This is a genomic window from Arthrobacter sp. SlRoot2-15 (assembly GCF_059739345.1).
The window spans coordinates 1,488,836-1,505,485 of the sequence record NZ_AP046058.1; the positions used below are offsets into that span (position 1 = coordinate 1,488,836).

Below are 16,650 nucleotides of genomic sequence, written 5' to 3' on the forward strand. Positions count from 1 at the left end.
CTCACCGGCTGACCTATGCGGCTGACCTATGCGGCTGAGGCCGCCTAGACGAAGGCGGACTTCCCGGTCACGGCCCGGGCGACGATCAGCGAGTTGATCTCGTAGCTGCCCTCGTAGGTGTAGAGGATCTCGGCGTCGCCGAAGAGCTTGCCCATCTCGAAGTCGCTGCTGATGCCGTTGCCGCCCATCAGCGAGCGCCCCATCGCGACGGAGGCGCGGGCCAGCCGGGTGGTGGTGGACTTGGCCATGGCGGCCTGCACCATCTCCAGCTTGCCCTCCTGCTGGATCCGCGCCAGCTGGGCCATCAGCGCCAGGGAGACGCTGGCATTGCCCAGGATCTCGGCCAGCTGCTGCTGCACCAGCTGGAAGCGGGCGAGTTCCTTGCCGAACTGCTTGCGCTCAAGGGCATAGGCGCGGGCGACGTCGAACGCGGCCAGCTGGATGCCGGCGCCCTGCCAGCCCACCCAGGCGCGCGAGTCGCGCAGCAGTTCGTTGGCCCGGGAGAAGTCGGTGGCGCCGGGCAGCAGGTTGGATTCCGGGATCCGGACTTCGTCGAGCACGATGTCCGCGTTCTGCATGATCCGCAGCCCGATCTTGTTCGCGATCTTGGTGGCGGTGTAGCCGGGCCGGTCCGTCTCCACGATGAAGCCCTTGATCTGCTGGTCCGCGACGTCGCGGGCCCAGACCAGGGCGAAGTCGGCGATGGTGCCGGCCCCGATCCAGCGTTTGGCCCCGTTGATGACCCATTCTCCGTCCTCCAGCCGCGCCGTGGTGGACAGGCCCCCGGCGATGTCCGAGCCGTGGTCCGGTTCGGTCAGGGCGAAGGCGCCGAGCTGGGTGAAGGCGGTGAGCCCGGGGAGCCAGCGGGCCTTTTGCTCCTCCGAGCCGAGCTCGTCGATCATGCCGACGATCAGTTCGTTGTGGATCCCCACGAGCGCGGAGAGCGAAACGTCGGCGCGGGCCACCTCCACGTACATCAGGCCCTTGAACAGCTTGGAGGTACCGTCCGTCTGCAGCCCGCCCAGGCCGTGCTTGCCCAGCTCGGAAAGCAGGCCGAACGGGAACTCCTCGCGGTTCCAGTAGTCGATCGACGCGGCCCGGATCCGGGTCTGAAGGAACTCCCGGATCTCCTGGTAGCGCTCCCGTTCGTCCGCCGGCAGCAGGTCCACGATGTACATCAGGTCCGCGTCCGGGAACGGGGGCGCGGCCTGGCCTGCCATTGCCTCGCCTGCCATTGCCTTGACGGCAGCCTGTCCGCTGGCACTTCGCTGTGTCTGCACGGGCACGTCTTCCCTTCGTAATGTGCCGCGCAGCGGCGGCAACATCGGCTCTTCCAAACCCTTGGATGTCCTAGTATATTGCACAGTGATGTGGATCACTAGGCCAGCGGCGGCCGCCACGGGACCGCTCGGCTGCGACCGGCTGCGAAAGGTGCACCCATGACCGTCACCGAGGATTTCCGCGCCGCGAGGGACAGGTTGCTGGCCCTCCGCGGGGACTACGCCGCCGCGCGCCAGGAATTCGAATGGCCGCGCTTCGCGGAGTTCAACTTCGCCCTGGACTGGTTCGACCAGATCGCGACCGACCCCGCCAAGGCGGACCGGCCGGCGCTGGTGATCGTGGAACAGGACGGCACCGCCACGCGGCGCAGCTTCGCTGACCTGTCCCGGCGCTCCGCCCAGGTGGCCAACTGGCTCCGGGGCCAGGGCGTGCGGCGCGGGGACCGGATGATCATCATGCTCGGCAACCAGGTTGAGCTCTGGGAACTGATGCTCGCCGGCATCAAACTTGGCATCGTGATGATCCCGACCACCACCCTGATGGGACCGACGGACCTGCAGGACCGGGTGGAACGCGGCGGGGCCGCCTGGGCCGCCGTCGGGAGCGCCAACCTCGCCAAGTTCGCCGGTGTCCCGGGCGACTACCGCCTGATCGAAATCGGCGGCGCCGGCGCCGGCAACGCTGACATCAACACAGCGGCCCTTCAGTACGCGGACGCGGCCGGCGCCCCGGACACCTTCGTTCCGGACGCGCCGACCCTTGCCGACGAAACCCTGCTGCTCTACTTCACCTCCGGCACCACGTCCAAGGCCAAGCTGGTGGAGCACACGCACACCTCCTACCCGGTGGGGCACCTGTCCACCATGTTCTGGATCGGGATGGAACCGGGCGACGTGCACCTGAACGTGGCCTCCCCCGGTTGGGCCAAGCACGCCTGGTCCAACGTGTTCACACCCTGGATCGCCGAGGCCTGCGTTTTTATCTACAACTACGAGCGCTTCGACGCGAAGGCCCTGATGGAGCAGATGGACCGGGAGCGGGTCACCAGCTTCTGCGCCCCGCCAACGGTCTGGCGGATGCTGATCCAGGCCGACCTGACCCTGCTCAAGAACCCGCCCACCAAGGTGGTGTCCGCCGGCGAACCGCTCAACGCCGAGGTCATCGAGCAGGTCCAGCGGGCCTGGGGCCAGACCATCCGCGACGGCTTCGGTCAGACCGAGTCCACCGTGCAGATCGCCAACACCCCCGGGCAGCCGATCAAGATCGGCGCCATGGGCAAACCGCTGCCCGGCTACGATGTGGTGCTCGTGGATCCGGCCACCGGGGAGGAGTCCGACGACGGCGAGCTGTGCCTGCGCCTGGATCCGCGCCCCGTGGGGCTGATGAAGGCGTACTACGGGGACCCGGAGAAGACGGCGGAGGCGTTCCGCGGCGGCTACTACCACACCGGGGACATGGCCAGCCGGGACGAACGCGGCATCATCACCTACGTGGGCCGCGGCGACGACGTCTTCAAATCCTCCGACTACCGGCTGTCTCCGTTCGAGCTGGAGAGCGTGCTGATCGAGCACCCGGCAGTGGCGGAGGCCGCCGTCGTCCCCTCCCCCGATCCGCTCAAGCTCTCCGTGCCCAAGGCCTTTGTGGTGCTGGCCGCCGGCCACGAGCCGGGGCCCGAACTGGCCGAGGACATCCTGCGCTACTGCCGCGAGCACCTGGCCCCGTTCAAACGCATCCGCCGGCTGGAGTTCGCCGAGCTGCCCAAGACCATTTCCGGCAAGATCCGCCGGGTGGAACTGCGGCACAACGAGGAACTGCGGCACGGGACCGGACGGGTGCCGGAGGGACTGGGCACAGAGTACTCCGAAGCCGACTTCCCCGGGCTGAAGGGCGGGGCCTAGGCATGGGGACCCCGCTGCCGCGTGACCCGATCGCCGACGCCCAGCGGAACTGGGAGCGGCACGGCTGGGCCGACGTCGCCGCCCCGATGGCCGCCATCACCGCCATCATGCGGACCCAGCAGATCCTGCTGGCCCGGATCGAAACGGCACTGAAGCCGTTCGGGCTGACCTTCGCCCGCTACGAGCTGCTGGCCCTGCTCAGCTTCGCCCGCAGCGGCGCGCTGCCGATGAACAAGGCGAGCGCCCTGCTGCAGGTCCACCCCACCTCGGTGACCAACGCCGTCGACCGGCTGCAGGAGGCCGGGCTGGTGCTCCGGTCCCCGCACCCCACCGACGGCCGGACCACGCTGATCGAGCTCACCTCGGAGGGGCGCACGCTCGCCAAGCGGGCGACGGCGGTGCTCAACGCGGAGGTCTTTGGCCGCTCCGGTTTCGAGGAGCCGGAGGTGGAGCAGCTGATCCGGATCCTGGGCAACTTCCGGCGCAATGCCGGGGACTTTGGCGGCTAGGGAATACACTTCCCTTGCAGGCCGTCGGAGGGACGGGCCGGAGCCGAGGAGAGCGCAATGATTCCGGAAATCAACATCTGGGCCGTACTGCTGGCGACACTGTCCAGCATGGTGGTCGGATCCGTCTGGTACACGCCCAAGGTGTTCGGCAACTACTGGATGCGCGTCGCCAAGGTGACCCCCAGTGGGGACGCCAAGGACGCCGTCAAGCCCATCCTCGTCACGCTGCTCGTCAGCTTCATCAGCGCCTGGGTGCTGGCCGGCTCCGCCGCCATCTCGCAGCACTTCTACGGCGGCAACTTCCTGGCCAACACCCTGGTTACCGCCCTGATCCTGTGGGCCGGCTTCACCGCGGCCCGCTTCATCACGCACGACGCCTTCGAGGGCCGCCCCGTGGGCCTGACCGTGCTGAACTGCGCGCACGAGCTTGTCACCCTGATGGTGATGGCCCTGATCATCGGGCTCTTCGGAATCAGCGCGGCGTAGCCGCTCCGGCGGCGCGCAGTTTCTTCCCGCTTCTTCCCGCACGCCGCAGTCCGCCTACACTGGATTGGCGGCGAGGACCCCGGCCGTGAGACGACGCGCCCCGGAGGAGAGCTGTATGGAATTCGATGAATCGTTCTGGGACGAACGCTACCGCCAGCACGGCCGGCACAGCTTGGTGTGGAGCGGTGAACCCAACGCCCAGCTCGTGGCCGAGGCCGCGGACCTCACCCCCGGTTCCGCGCTCGACGTCGGAGCCGGGGAGGGCGCCGACGCCGCCTGGCTGGCCCGGCGCGGCTGGCGCGTCACGGCGGTGGACATCTCCTCCGTCGCCTTGGCCAGGGCAGCCGCCGCGGTTCAGGACGAGCAGGAGACCGCCGCCCGGATCACCTGGCAGCACCAGGACCTCACCGTGTCACCGCCCCCGGCCGGGACTTTTGACCTGGTGTCCGCGCAGTTCCTGCACCTCCCGGCGCCGCTGCGCGCCGGGGTCTACAGCCGGCTGGCCGCGTCGGTGGCCCCGGGCGGGACGTTGCTGATTGTCGGCCACCATCCGTCGGACCTGGAGACCAGCGTGCGCCGGCCCTCCGCCCCGGGCCTGCTGTTCACCGCCGAGGAGATCGCCGCGGGCCTGGACCCGGAGGAGTGGGAGATCATGACCTGCGCCTCGCGGCCGCGGGCCACCGGTGATTCCGACGGCGCCCCGGTCACGGTCCAGGATGCCGTGCTCCGCGCCCGCCGCCGGGCCTGACGCGGCGGCGGCTGGGCGTCAGCGCCGGGCCGGCCCCAGCCGCTCCCGCAGCCCGGCCGCGAGCCCGGCGATGGTCAGCAGATCGAACATGCCACCGCCGGTTTCCACGAGGCGGCGGTGTTTGACGCCGGCGAGCCGGAGCCGCAGGTGCACCCGCGTCGCGGGCTCTGTGCCCGGCGTCGGGCGCAGCACGATTGCCCAGCTGAGGGCGAGCGCGCCGCGTTGCGAGCGGTAGACCAGGGCCGCCGGCGGGTCGACGGCCACGATCTCAAACGTGGCCCCGGGGCCGCCCCAGTCGGGGATGACGTCCCGGGCGCGGAGGTCCTGCAGCGCCGGGTCGATGTTTCGGAGGGCGCGGCGGCCGTCCGGAATCAGGGTCTCCGCCCAGCGCGGCAGGTACCAGCCTGAGCGGCCCTTGCCCAGCTGGACGAACCACGGCCAGACGGCCCCGGGCGGGGCCGGCAGGTCGAACCCACGGTCCATCACCACGTCCGCGGCCGGGACCAGCCTGTCGCCGGGCAGCAGGGCGTGGACTTCCTCCGGGGAAGCTCCGACGCCCAGAAAACCGCGGTTCATGGCCGCCCCTCCTGCAACCGAGCTACCGGTGCTTGAAGTCGGGCTGCCGCTTCTCGCTGAACGCGGCCATGCCCTCCTTCTGGTCCTCGGTGGCGAAGAGCGAGTGGAAGACGCGGCGTTCGAACAGCACACCCTGGGCCAGCCCGGTTTCAAAGGCGGCGTTGACTGCCTCCTTCGCCACCATGGCCACCGGCTTGGACTTGGAGGCAATCACCGCCGCGGCCTTCACGGCCTCCTCGACGACCTCGGCGGCCGGGACCACGCGGGAGACCAGGCCGGCGCGCTCGGCTTCTTCGGCGTCCATAAAACGGCCGGTGAGGATCATGTCCATCGCCTTGGACTTCCCCACCGCGCGGGTGAGACGCTGCGAGCCGCCCATGCCCGGGAGGACCCCCAGGTTGATCTCGGGCTGGCCGAACTTGGCGTTGTCCCCCGCGATGATGAAGTCGCACATCATCGCCAGCTCGCAGCCGCCGCCCAGGGCGAATCCGGACACCGCGGCCACCACGGGGATGCGCAGCCGCGTGAAGTCTTCCCAGCCGCGGAACCAGTCGGCGGCGTACATCTCCATGTAGCCCTTGGACTGCATCTCCTTGATGTCCGCGCCGGCGGCGAATGCCTTGGCGGAGCCGGTCATCACGACGGCACCGACGTCAGGATCGGTGTCCATCGCGGAAACGGCGGCGACGAGCTCGTCCATGGTCGCCTTGTTCAGGGCGTTCAGCGCCTCGGGCCGGTTGAGCGTCACGAGGCCCACGCGGCCGCGGCGCTCCACCAGAATGTTTGTGTACTCGCTCATGCCTGTCCCCTCGGCTGCTGTTCGGATTTGTCCCGGATGTCGGTGATGATGCCGGAGAAGTCCCGGGCGGCACCGCCTTCCGCGGCAAAGGTATCGTAAATTTCGGAGGCCAGCGGTCCCAGCCGGGCGGCGACCCCGGTGCTTTCGAGGGCGTTGAGGGCCAACTTCAGGTCCTTGGCCATCAGGGCGCCGGCGAAGCCCGGCTGGTAGTCGCGGTTGGCCGGGCTGGTCGGCACCGGGCCGGGCACGGGGCAGTTGGTGGTCAGCGCCCAGCACTGCCCGGACGCGGCCGAGGCGACGTCGAAGAGCGCCTGGTGCGTCAACCCGAGCTTCTCACCGAGCACAAAGGCCTCGCTGACGGCGATCATCGAGACGCCCAGGATCATGTTGTTGCAGATCTTCGCGGCCTGCCCGGCGCCGTGGCCGCCGCAGTGGACCACCCGCTTGCCCATCACTTCGAGCATCGGCTTGACGGCGTCGAAGTCCTCGTCGGTCGCGCCGACCATAAACGTCAGGGTTCCGGCCTCGGCGCCGACCACGCCGCCGGAGACCGGCGCGTCCACGGCCCGGTGGCCGGCCTCGACCGCCAGGGCGGAGGCCTCGCGGGCCTCGTCCACGTTGATGGTGGAGCAGTCCAGGAACATCGTCCCGGGCGCGGCGGCGGCCAGCAGGCCCGGCGCGCCGGGTTTGCCGGGCTGATCAAGGGTGCCGCGGAACGCGTCCAGCAGGTGTTTGCCGCTGGGCAGCATGGTCAGCACGACAGCGGCGCCCGCGACGGCCTCGGCGGCGGTGTCCGCGGTGGCGATCCCGTGGGCTCTGGCGGCGTCCAGCGCCGCCGGCACCACGTCGAAGCCGGTCACGGTGTACCCGGCCTTGACCAGGTTGACGGCCATCGGGCCGCCCATGTGGCCCAGGCCCAGGAACGCGATGGGGCCGGCCTGCGCCGCGGGCTGCGAGGCTTCAGCAGGCGATGGTTCAGTCGCGGATGCTTCAGACATTGTCGTGCTCCTTCGAAAGCTTCAGTTCGCGTTCGCCCAGCGGCGCGAAGTACGCCTCGACGTCGTCGAGGCTGACCTCGGCCAGGCTGGCCGGCTGCCAGTGCGGGGCGCGGTCCTTGTCCACCACCTGGGCGCGGATGCCCTCGCGGAAGTCGGGCCCGGCGAGGAACCGCAGGCCCACCCGGTACTCCTGCTCAAGAGCTTCGGCGAGGCTCAGCCCGCGGACGCGGCGCAGCGAGGCCAGTGCCACCTTGACGGCGGTCGGGGACTTGGCCGCGATCGTGTCGGCGACGTCCACGGCTTCCCCGCCGACGGTGCGCAGCCGGTGCAGGATCTCCTCGGCGTCGTCGCCGGCATAGCAGACATCGATCCATTCCTGCTGCGCGGCCAGGACCGAGGGGGGCGCTTCTGCGGCGAACCGTGCGACGGCGGCGTCCACGGGCTCCGTTTCGAGCGCGGCCGCCAGGTCCGGGAGTTGCGCGGCGGGGACGTAGTTGTCCGCAAGCCCCAGGAACAGCGCGTCGGCGCCGCTCAGGTGCGCTCCGGTGAGCGCCGCGTGGGTGCCGGTTTCGCCGGGCGAGCGGGAGAGCAGGAGCGTCCCGCCGACGTCGGGCACAAACCCGATCGTGGTTTCCGGCATGCCCATCCGGGTGCGTTCGGTGACGATCCGGACCGAGCCGTGCGCGGAGATGCCCACCCCGCCGCCCAGGACCAGCCCGTCCATAAAGGCCACGTAGGGCTTGGGGTACTCGGAGATCAGCAGGTTCAGCCGGTATTCGACGGCCCAGAAGTCCGCCGTGGAGTCGCCGCCGTCGATCATGTCCCGGTAGATGGCCACGATGTCGCCGCCGGCGCACAGTCCACGCTCGCCGGCGCCGCGCACCAGGACCGCGGCGACGGCGTCGTCGTCGGCCCAGGCCGTGAGCTGCTCCAGCATCGCGGCGGCCATGCCGGCGGTCAGCGCGTTGACGGCCTTGGGCCGGTCCAGCGTGATGACGCCGAGCCGGCCGCGGCGCTCGAAACGGACCTCGGCGGCCTGCCCGGCGGAGTTCGGTTCGGTCCCCTGCTCCGTCATCAGCTGCCTTCCGGCATCACGAAACTGGCGCCCTGGCGGATGCCGGAGGGCCAGCGGGTGGTGACCGTTTTGGTCTTGGTGTAGAACCGGAACGCGTCGGCGCCGTGCTGGTTGAGGTCGCCGAACCCGGAGGCCTTCCAGCCGCCGAAGGTGTAGTAGGCGATTGGTACCGGAATCGGGACGTTGATGCCCACCATGCCCACCTGGACCCGGCTGGCGAAGTCGCGGGCGGCGTCGCCGTCGCGGGTGAAGATGGCCACGCCGTTGCCGAATTCGTGCTCGCTGCACAGGCGCAGGGCCTCGTCGTAGTCCTCGGCGCGGAGCACGCTGAGCACCGGGCCGAAGATTTCCTCCTTGTAGATCGTCATGTCCTTGGTGACGTTGTCGAAGAGGGTCGGGCCCACCCAGAAGCCGCCGTCGTAGCCCTCCACCTTGAGGCCACGGCCGTCGGTAAGCAGGCTGGCGCCTTCCTCGACGCCGGCGGCGATGTAGCCCTCGATCCGCTCCTTGGCGGAGGCTGCCACGACCGGGCCGAAGTCCGAGTCCTTGGCGAGACTGTGGCCCACCTTGAGGTCCGCGATCCGTTCCTGCAGCTTCGCCACGAGCGCGTCGCCGGTGGCCTTGCCCACCGGGACGGCGACGGAGATGGCCATACAGCGTTCGCCGGCGGAGCCGAAGCCGGCGCCGATCAGGGCGTCGGCGGCCATGTCCAGGTCCGCGTCCGGCATGATCACCATGTGGTTCTTGGCGCCGCCGAAGCACTGGGCGCGCTTGCCGTGCGCGGCGGCGGTGGCGTAGATGTACTGCGCGATCGGGGTGGAGCCGACGAAGCCGATGGCCTGGACGCGGGGGTCCTCAAGCAGGGCGTCCACGGCTTCCTTGTCGCCGTTGACCACGTTGAAGACGCCGTCCGGCAGGCCGGCCTCGGTGAACAGCTCGGCGAGGCGCAGCGGCACGGAGGGGTCGCGCTCGGAAGGCTTGAGGATGAAGGAGTTGCCGGCGGCCAGGGCGGGGCCGGACTTCCAGAGCGGGATCATGGCCGGGAAGTTGAACGGGGTGATGCCGGCAACGACGCCGAGCGGCTGCCGCATGGAGTGGACGTCGACGCCGGTCCCGGCGCTGTCGGAGAACTCGCCCTTGAGCAGGTGCGGGGCGCCCGCTGCAAACTCGACGACTTCGATGCCGCGCTGGATGTCGCCCTTGGCGTCGAGGAAGGTCTTGCCGTGCTCGGAGGAGAGCAGGGTGGCGAGCTCGTCCATGTTCTGGTTGACCAGGTCCACGAACTTCAGCAGGATCCGGCCGCGGCGCTGCGGGTTCATCGCGGCCCACTCCAGCTGGCCCTTCTCCGCGTTGGACACCACGTTGCGGACTTCCTCGGCGCTGGCCAGCGGCAGGCGTGCCTGGACCTCGCCGGTGCAGGGGTCGTAGACGTCGCTGAAGCGCCCCGAGGTGCCCTCCACGTGCTGTCCGCCGACGTAATGGGAAAGCTCACGAACCATGATGGAATGCTCCTTTGCATGTGACCTAGATCATCTCTGCTCCCGAATATACTCGGACTTCCTACTAATCTCCAGACCGTCCGGCGCGTGCAGGTAGCTCGGGCCTGACAGCCGCGGCCGCTCCACCCCCGGCCCAGGAAAGGTAAGTTAGGAACTGTGAAAATTGCTACCTGGAATGTGAACTCGCTCCGTGCCCGTGCCGACCGTGTGGAGGCCTGGCTGCAGCGCACGGACTGCGATGTCCTGGCCATCCAGGAAACCAAGTGCAAGGACGAGAACTTTCCGTGGGAGCTCTTCGAGCGGATGGGCTACGAGGTCGCCCACTTCGGCCTGAGCCAGTGGAACGGGGTAGCCATCGCCTCGCGGGTGGGCCTCGACGACGTCGAACGCACCTTTATGGACCAGCCCGCCTTCGGCAAGGGCGGCAAGGACGAGGTGCAGGAGGCCCGCGCGATCGGCGCCACCTGCGGCGGGATCCGGGTCTGGAGCCTCTACGTCCCCAACGGCCGGGCGCTCGATGATGAGCACATGCCCTACAAGCTCAGCTGGCTGGACACCCTCCGCGCCCACTCCGAGGGCTGGGTCCAGGCCAACCCGGAGGCCCAGATCGCACTGATGGGCGACTGGAACATCGCCCCGCGCGACGAGGATGTCTGGGACATCGACTATTTCCGCGCCGAGGGCCTGACGCATGTCAGCGAGCCGGAGCGCGCGGCCTTCCACGCCTTCGAGGATGCCGGCTTCGCCGACGTCGTCCGGCCACACGCGCCCGGCCCCGGGGTCTACACCTACTGGGACTACACCCAGCTGCGGTTCCCGAAGAAGGAAGGGATGCGGATCGACTTCATCCTGGCCTCCCCAGCCCTGGCGGCGCGGGTGACCGGCGCATCGATCGACCGCGAAGAGCGCAAGGGCAAGGGCGCCTCGGACCACGCCCCGGTGATCGCGGAGCTGGCCGACTGATGGCCACGCGCCAGGGAAACGCAGGCCCGCAATGACGGGGAACCTCTACCACGGCCAGGCCGGGTTGCCGTTTTCCTCGACGCTGCGGGTCTACGAGCCCCTGGAAGCCTTCCCCGCCGAGCAGCGGGAGGCCCTGCGGTCCGCGGGTGCCCGAGCGGAGTCCCGCGCCGCCGTGGAGAACGCCGAGCTGCTGGCCTCGCTCGGCCGCATCACCCGCCCCGGCGGTGACCCCTTCCCCACCGGCCACACGGACCTGGTGCGCGTGCTGGCCGTCAGCGACGGCGGAAACACCACCGGTCGCAGCACGGGCTCCCGCCCTGCTGCCCCTGAGGAGGCCGACGACGGCGAGGTGCTGCCCGCCAGGCTGCTGTACTGCCCCAGCCAGCTGGTGCTCCGGGCCGGGCTGGCGGCCAACGCCCTGATGGAGGGAATCCACGGACCGCTGGCCCAGCTGCTGATCCCCGAGGAGCAGCGCGACCGGCACCAGGAGCGCATCGACCAGGTCAAGGCGCGCGAAGGGATCGGCCGGGTCCACACCCGTGCCTCGACCTGGGGGATCCCGTTCAGCTGGTTCTGCCTGTTCCAGGAATCCGACCCCACGGAGGTGGTGGAGTCCGGCGGCCGGATCATCACCGTACGGATCCGGGCGACGCTCGGCGCCTCGCTGGAGCGGGTCCGGCACGCCGTCGCCCACCTCGCCCTCGCCGCCCCCGATCTCGACATGCTGGAGGACCTGACGCAGCTCACCGAGTGGCTGGAGCTCTTCCACCCGGATTCGGTCGTGGAGCTCGACTACGGCGCGGTGGCGGACAAGGTCTACCCGGACGAATCCCCGCTGGACGTGCGGCTGGGGATCGAGTGCCTCGCCGAGGGCGACATGACTGGCGCGGCGGCCGCCTACCGGCGGCTTGCCTCCCGCTGGATTCCGATCCGGCAGCTGGCCCGCGCCTCCTGAGGTGCCCGCGCCGCCTGGGGTGCCGGCAGCCGGCCTAGCGGTGCCGGGACTGCCGGCCCGACACCGGCGCCAGGGGCTCCGGAAGGCGCGGGGCCGCCGTCGTGCTCCGGACGATCAGCCGGTGCGGTGCCACGGTGGAACGCACCGCCCCTGCCATGCCGTCGAGTTCGTCCAGCAGCATTTTGGTGCCGAGTTCGGCCTGCTCGTCGGGCCGCTGGCGCACGGTGGTGAGGCCCACGGCGGCGGAGAATTCGTGGTCATCGATCCCCACTACCGAGAGATCCTCCGGAATCCGGACGCCCTCCCGGCGCGCCTCGAAAATGACCCCCATGGCCATCTCGTCCGAGGCGCAGAAGATCGCGGTGGGCTTGGGACCGGGCCGGTCCCACAGCCGGCGGAACGCTTCCTGGCCGCTGTGGACGGTGAAGTCCCCCCACTCGTCCCATTCCGGCCGGACGTCGAGTCCCGCCTCGGCCATCACATCCTGGAACGCCTTGATCCGCACGCGGGGAACGTCGAAGTTCAGGTCCGTCTCGTCGTCGCCGTGGAGCAGCGCTATGTCCTTGTGGCCCAGGCCGATGAGGTGGCGCACCGCGGTGGAGGCGGCCTCGTAGTCGTCAATCCCGATGTACGCGCAGCCCTCGACGTGGCCGCCGACGACGACGAGCGGGATGTCGATTTTCTGCAGGTGCTCAAGTTCCTCGCGGGTCAGGGCCATGCAGAGGACCAGGAGAGCGTCGATCTGCTTGTAGACCATGGTCTTGCTGAACAGCCGTTCGCGGTGGCTGCCGTGGCCGCCGAGATTGAACAGCGACAGGTTGTACTGGCGGCCGTGCAGTTCCCGGTCCGCCCCTTCGATGGCTTTGGAGAAGAACCAGCGGCTGACGAAGGGGGCCAGCACCCCGATGGTCCGGGTGCGTCCGGTGGCCAGGCCCGAGGCCGAGGACGACGCCACGTAGCCGAGCGCCTGCGCGATGTCGAGGATCTTTTCCCGGGTGGCGGGCGAAACCCGGGGCAGGCCCCGGACGGCGCGGGAGACGGTGGCGGTGGAAACCCCGGCCGCCGCCGCCACGTCCTCGATGCTGACGCCGGAGTGGCCTCCGCGTTGCGCCCTGTCTGTTGTCCGTGCCACCGTGTCCCCTTGTCGTCCGGCCGCAGAAGCGTGGCCGGCGTGCCGCCCCCGCGGCGCCGTTTTATCCTAGTGTCCGACGGGACCCCGGCGCCGCATTGACGCCCCGGGTTCAGCGCCGCCGGGCGGCCGTCCGCCCGGGCAGCCGGCGCCGGAGCCGGATCATCCCGTACAGGGCCAGCAGCGCGCCCAGCAGACCGAGGGCCCAACCGAGGGCCGGCTGGGCGGTCACCTCCATCCAGACGGTGACCGCCAGCAGCACAACGGCCCAGAAGCCCAGGAACCCGATAATGATGTCGAAGTCCTCGCCCGAGCGCACCCTGCGGTGCGTGGGCCGGACCTCGCCCTGGTTCTGTCCGGCTGTCATGACAAACCCGCGCTCACGTGGCCGTCACTTGACGGCGCCCGCCGTGAGGCCCGCCACGATCTTGCGCTGGAACACCAGCACCAGGATCACCAGCGGGATGGTCACGATGGTGCCGGCCGCCATGATCGCCGTGTAGGGGATCTGGTTGGGCTGCGCGCCGGCGAAGCTCGCGATGGCGACGGTGACCGGCTGGGTCTTGTCGCTGGAGAGCTGGCTGGCGATCAGGAACTCGTTCCATGAGGAGATGAACGCCAGGATCGCCGTCGTGAAGATGGCCGGAGCCGCAAGCGGCATGATCACCTTGCGGAAGGCCTGGCCCTGCGTGCAGCCGTCCACCCGGGCCGACTCCTCGAGCTCCCACGGCATTTCGCGGAAGAAGGACGTCATGGTGTAGACGGTCAGCGGCAGCACGAACGAGATGTTCGGGATGATCAGGGCCTGGTAGGTACCCATCCAGCCGATGTTGGTGAACAGCTGGAACAGCGGGGTGATGAGGGCGACGCCGGGGAACATCGAGGCGCCCAGGATGAAGCCGAGTACAAGGTACTTGAACCGGAAATTAAGCCGGGCCAGGGCGTACGCGGCGAACACGCCGATCACCAGCGACACCACGGTCACCACGACGCCGATGAACACACTGTTGAGCAGTGCCTGGCCGAAGCGGTTGCCGAAGGAGGTATCGAAGGCGGTGTTGAAGTTGTCCAGCGTGACGTGCGTCGGCAGGATCGAGGTGTCGTAAGTGAAGCCGACATCGCGGAAAGCCGTCACCACCATCCAGTAGGCCGGGGCCAGACACCAGATGAGGATCACCACGGCACTTAGGTACGTGCGGCCCTGGGCCCACTTCTCCCGGTTCTGGGCGGTCTTGCGCCCACGGTCCTGCTGCGCGCGCAGCTCGGTCGCGGCGGTGGTCATTTCTTCCCCTTACTTGCACCGGTCTGCTGTTCCACCACGTTCGCGCCGAGGAAGCGCACGAAGATGAAGGCGACAAGGAAAATGATGATGAAGGTAATGGTGGATAGTGCGGCCGCCACGTTGAAGCCCTGCCTGATCTGGTTGATCACCAGGATGGAGAGCGTAGTGGTGTTGTTCGCGCCGCCGGTCAGGATGTACGGGAGGTCGAACATGCGCAGCGCATCCAGGGTGCGGAACAGGATCGCCACCATCAGCGCCGGCTTCACCAGCGGCAGGGTGATCATCCGGAACCGCTGCCAGGCCGAGGCACCGTCGACCTTGGCCGCCTCGTAGACCTCGGCGGGAATCATCTGCAGGCCGGCCAGGATCAGCAGCGCCATAAACGGCGTGGTTTTCCAGACGTCCGCGATGATGACCGCCCACTTGGCCGGCCACTCGCTGCCGGTCCAGAGGATGGAGGTGTTGAAGAGCTTGTTGGCGATGCCCTCGAAGGCGAAGATGAACAGCCACAGCTTGGCCGTGACGGCGGTGGGGATGGCCCACGGGACCAGCACGGCGGCGCGGACCAGGCTGCGGCCCTTGAAGGTGCGGGCCATGATCATGGCCATCCAGAAGCCGAGCACGGTCTCGAACGCGACGGTCACGACGGTGAAGAAGAAGGTCGTCGCCGTCGCGGACCAGAACTGGGACCCCAGGGTGCCCGGCGGGCAGGACACGGTGCCGCCGTCGGGCGCCGCGCACTGCTGGCCGAGCCAGTTGATGTAGTTGGTGAAGCCGGCCGGGCCGCCTTCGGTGAACAGGCCCGTGGCAGGATCGAGGCCCGCGTCGGCCTGGAAGGACATAACGATGGCGCTGATGATCGGGTAAACGATCACGATGGCCAGCGCGATGATGGTGGGGGCCAACAGCCACGACGCCCACCTGCCCTGGCTGGCGATCGCGTTGTCCTCCCCCACCCCCTTGGGTGCGTGGTGGAGCTCGGTCCCGCCCGACGCCGGCTTCTTAACCGGCGTCGGGCCCAATTCGGTTGCCATTGTTGACTACTTTGACTGGGTTTCGATGGACTTCTGCATGTCGGACAGCGCTGCGTCCACTGCCTTCTCGCCCTTGATGGCCGAGTATGCGTTGTCCTGGATGGCCTTGGTCACGGCCGGGTAGAACGGGGTCACCGGACGCGGGACGGCGTTCTCGATCGAGGTCTTCAGCACCGGCAGGTACGGCAGCTTGGCGACCAGGTCCTTGTCGTCATAGAGCTTGGTGAGCACCGGAGCGAGCGAACCCTGCGTGGCGAAGAACTTTTGCGTCTCCTCGGTGGTGAGGAACTTCAGGAAGTCCAGCGCGGTGGCCTTGTTCTTGGAGTACACGCTCATGCCGGCGCTGTGGCCGCCGAGCGAGGAAGCGCCCGGGCCCGACTTGCCGGGGAGCGCCGTCATGCCGAGCACGTCCTTGACCTTGGAGGAACCCTCGGTGGTGGCCAGGTTGTAGACGTAGGGCCAGTTGCGCAGGAAGAGCAGCTTGCCGTCCTGGAATGCCTGGCGGGATTCCTCTTCCTTGTAGGTGATGGCTTCCTTGGGGATGTTGCCGTCCGCGTAGGCCTTCGCCAGGTTGGTCAGGCCCGCCTTGGCGTCCGCGGTGTTCAGGCTCGGCTTTCCGTCCTTGTCCAGCACGGAGCCGCCGAAGGAGTTGATCGCCTCGGAGGCGTTGACGGTGAGACCCTCATACTTCGAGAACTGGCCGGAGTAGCAGCCGATGTTGTTGGTCTTGGCGATGGAGCACATGCCCATCATCTCGTCCCAGGTCTTCGGCGGCGTGGGGACCAGGTCCTTGCGGTAGTACAGGATGCCGCCGTCGGAAGACTCCGGCGCGGCGTACAGGGTGCCCTTGTAGGACGCGGCGTCGAGGGTCGGCTTCAGCATCCCGGCCGTGTCGAGGGCCATCTTGTCCTTGAGCGGCTGGAGCCAGCCCTTGGCAGCGAACTCCGCGGTCCAGACGACGTCGACGCTGACCACGTCGTAGTTGGCGTTCTTGGCCTGGAAGTTCTGCACCAGGTCATCGTGCTGCTGGTCGGCCTGGTCGGTCTGCTCCTTGAACGTGACCTTCTCGTTCGGGTGCGCGGCGTTCCACTTTTCGATCAGCGGGCGGACCACGTTGCTGTTGTCCTTGCCCTGGACATAGGTGATGGGTCCGCGGCCGTCGAGGTTGGCCGCCGCATCGCCGCCGCCCGAGGTGCCACCGCCGCCGCCCCCGCCGCCGCCTGCACAGGCCGAGAGAGAGAGGGCCAGAACACCGGCCGCGGCTACGGGAAGTAGATACTTACGGGTTTTCATACAGGTGCTCCTCGCTGAGTACCGGATGGACCGGTGGTGCAGTTGGTGTGGTGACCATCACACTAGCGACCCGGCGGCGAGAAATGCAAGCGTTTACATTAAACCTTTATGCAACGGAAACCACA

The 16,650-nt window shown here is 68.8% G+C and carries 17 protein-coding genes; 6 read left to right on the top strand and 11 right to left on the bottom strand.

Going from position 1 to position 16,650, the window contains the following annotated elements; all coding sequences use genetic code 11:
* Positions 1-44: 44 nt before the first annotated feature.
* Positions 45-1,235, bottom strand: a complete 1,191-nt coding sequence (locus AC6I9V_RS06735; RefSeq protein ID WP_497898803.1) for an acyl-CoA dehydrogenase family protein — start codon at positions 1,233-1,235, stop codon at positions 45-47.
* 204 nt (positions 1,236-1,439) lie between these two features.
* On the opposite strand from AC6I9V_RS06735, the gene AC6I9V_RS06740 reads away from it, so the two are divergent.
* The 4 genes from AC6I9V_RS06740 (at position 1,440) to AC6I9V_RS06755 (ending at position 4,922) form a co-directional block, all read left to right on the top strand.
* The gene (locus tag AC6I9V_RS06740; protein WP_497898804.1) at positions 1,440-3,179 is read left to right on the top strand and encodes an AMP-binding protein; all 1,740 of its coding nucleotides are present in this window, start codon (positions 1,440-1,442) and stop codon (positions 3,177-3,179) included.
* Positions 3,180-3,181: 2 nt separating this feature from the next.
* Complete coding sequence (locus AC6I9V_RS06745; RefSeq protein ID WP_349413259.1) at positions 3,182-3,688, top strand: MarR family winged helix-turn-helix transcriptional regulator; 507 nt, start codon at positions 3,182-3,184, stop codon at positions 3,686-3,688.
* Positions 3,689-3,745: 57 nt separating this feature from the next.
* Positions 3,746-4,174: a DUF1761 domain-containing protein gene (locus AC6I9V_RS06750; protein WP_497898805.1), complete on the top strand. Its 429-nt coding sequence runs from the start codon at positions 3,746-3,748 to the stop codon at positions 4,172-4,174.
* A gap of 115 nt (positions 4,175-4,289) precedes the next feature.
* Entirely contained in the window at positions 4,290-4,922 is a 633-nt protein-coding gene (locus tag AC6I9V_RS06755; protein ID WP_497898806.1) for an SAM-dependent methyltransferase, read from the top strand.
* Positions 4,923-4,940: 18 nt separating this feature from the next.
* On the opposite strand, the gene AC6I9V_RS06760 is transcribed toward AC6I9V_RS06755, so the two are convergent.
* The 5 genes from AC6I9V_RS06760 to AC6I9V_RS06780 are packed head-to-tail and all read right to left on the bottom strand — an operon-like array spanning position 4,941 to position 9,869.
* The gene (locus tag AC6I9V_RS06760; RefSeq protein WP_497898807.1) at positions 4,941-5,498 is read right to left on the bottom strand and encodes a hypothetical protein; all 558 of its coding nucleotides are present in this window, start codon (positions 5,496-5,498) and stop codon (positions 4,941-4,943) included.
* 22 nt (positions 5,499-5,520) lie between these two features.
* Positions 5,521-6,297 carry an enoyl-CoA hydratase gene (locus AC6I9V_RS06765; protein WP_497898808.1) on the bottom strand — a complete coding sequence of 259 codons (777 nt, stop codon included), beginning with the start codon at positions 6,295-6,297 and terminating at the stop codon, positions 5,521-5,523.
* The gene (gene mmsB, locus AC6I9V_RS06770; protein WP_497898809.1) at positions 6,294-7,295 is read right to left on the bottom strand and encodes a 3-hydroxyisobutyrate dehydrogenase; all 1,002 of its coding nucleotides are present in this window, start codon (positions 7,293-7,295) and stop codon (positions 6,294-6,296) included. Before mmsB ends, AC6I9V_RS06765 begins: the two co-directional genes overlap by 4 nt.
* Positions 7,288-8,370, bottom strand: coding sequence for an enoyl-CoA hydratase/isomerase family protein (locus tag AC6I9V_RS06775; protein WP_497898810.1), 1,083 nt, complete (start codon positions 8,368-8,370; stop codon positions 7,288-7,290). Before AC6I9V_RS06775 ends, mmsB begins: the two co-directional genes overlap by 8 nt.
* Positions 8,370-9,869: a CoA-acylating methylmalonate-semialdehyde dehydrogenase gene (locus tag AC6I9V_RS06780; RefSeq protein ID WP_497898811.1), complete on the bottom strand. Its 1,500-nt coding sequence runs from the start codon at positions 9,867-9,869 to the stop codon at positions 8,370-8,372. Before AC6I9V_RS06780 ends, AC6I9V_RS06775 begins: the two co-directional genes overlap by 1 nt.
* Before the next feature lie 156 nt (positions 9,870-10,025).
* On the opposite strand from AC6I9V_RS06780, the gene AC6I9V_RS06785 reads away from it, so the two are divergent.
* Positions 10,026-10,832, top strand: a complete 807-nt coding sequence (locus AC6I9V_RS06785; protein ID WP_497898812.1) for an exodeoxyribonuclease III — start codon at positions 10,026-10,028, stop codon at positions 10,830-10,832.
* Positions 10,833-10,863: 31 nt separating this feature from the next.
* Positions 10,864-11,787, top strand: coding sequence for a DUF8083 family protein (locus AC6I9V_RS06790; RefSeq protein ID WP_497898813.1), 924 nt, complete (start codon positions 10,864-10,866; stop codon positions 11,785-11,787).
* A gap of 34 nt (positions 11,788-11,821) precedes the next feature.
* Here the strand turns inward: AC6I9V_RS06790 and AC6I9V_RS06795 are convergent, their stop codons facing one another.
* From AC6I9V_RS06795 to AC6I9V_RS06815, 5 genes are all read right to left on the bottom strand, one after another.
* Positions 11,822-12,919, bottom strand: coding sequence for a LacI family DNA-binding transcriptional regulator (locus AC6I9V_RS06795; protein ID WP_497898814.1), 1,098 nt, complete (start codon positions 12,917-12,919; stop codon positions 11,822-11,824).
* Positions 12,920-13,028: 109 nt separating this feature from the next.
* Entirely contained in the window at positions 13,029-13,283 is a 255-nt protein-coding gene (locus tag AC6I9V_RS06800; RefSeq protein WP_349413248.1) for a hypothetical protein, read from the bottom strand.
* 24 nt (positions 13,284-13,307) lie between these two features.
* Positions 13,308-14,198, bottom strand: a complete 891-nt coding sequence (locus tag AC6I9V_RS06805; RefSeq protein ID WP_349413247.1) for a carbohydrate ABC transporter permease — start codon at positions 14,196-14,198, stop codon at positions 13,308-13,310.
* Positions 14,195-15,232, bottom strand: coding sequence for a carbohydrate ABC transporter permease (locus AC6I9V_RS06810; RefSeq protein WP_497898815.1), 1,038 nt, complete (start codon positions 15,230-15,232; stop codon positions 14,195-14,197). The genes AC6I9V_RS06805 and AC6I9V_RS06810 overlap by 4 nt, the downstream gene beginning before the upstream one ends.
* Before the next feature lie 6 nt (positions 15,233-15,238).
* Entirely contained in the window at positions 15,239-16,525 is a 1,287-nt protein-coding gene (locus AC6I9V_RS06815; RefSeq protein ID WP_497898816.1) for an ABC transporter substrate-binding protein, read from the bottom strand.
* Between the last annotated feature and the right edge of the window lie 125 nt (positions 16,526-16,650).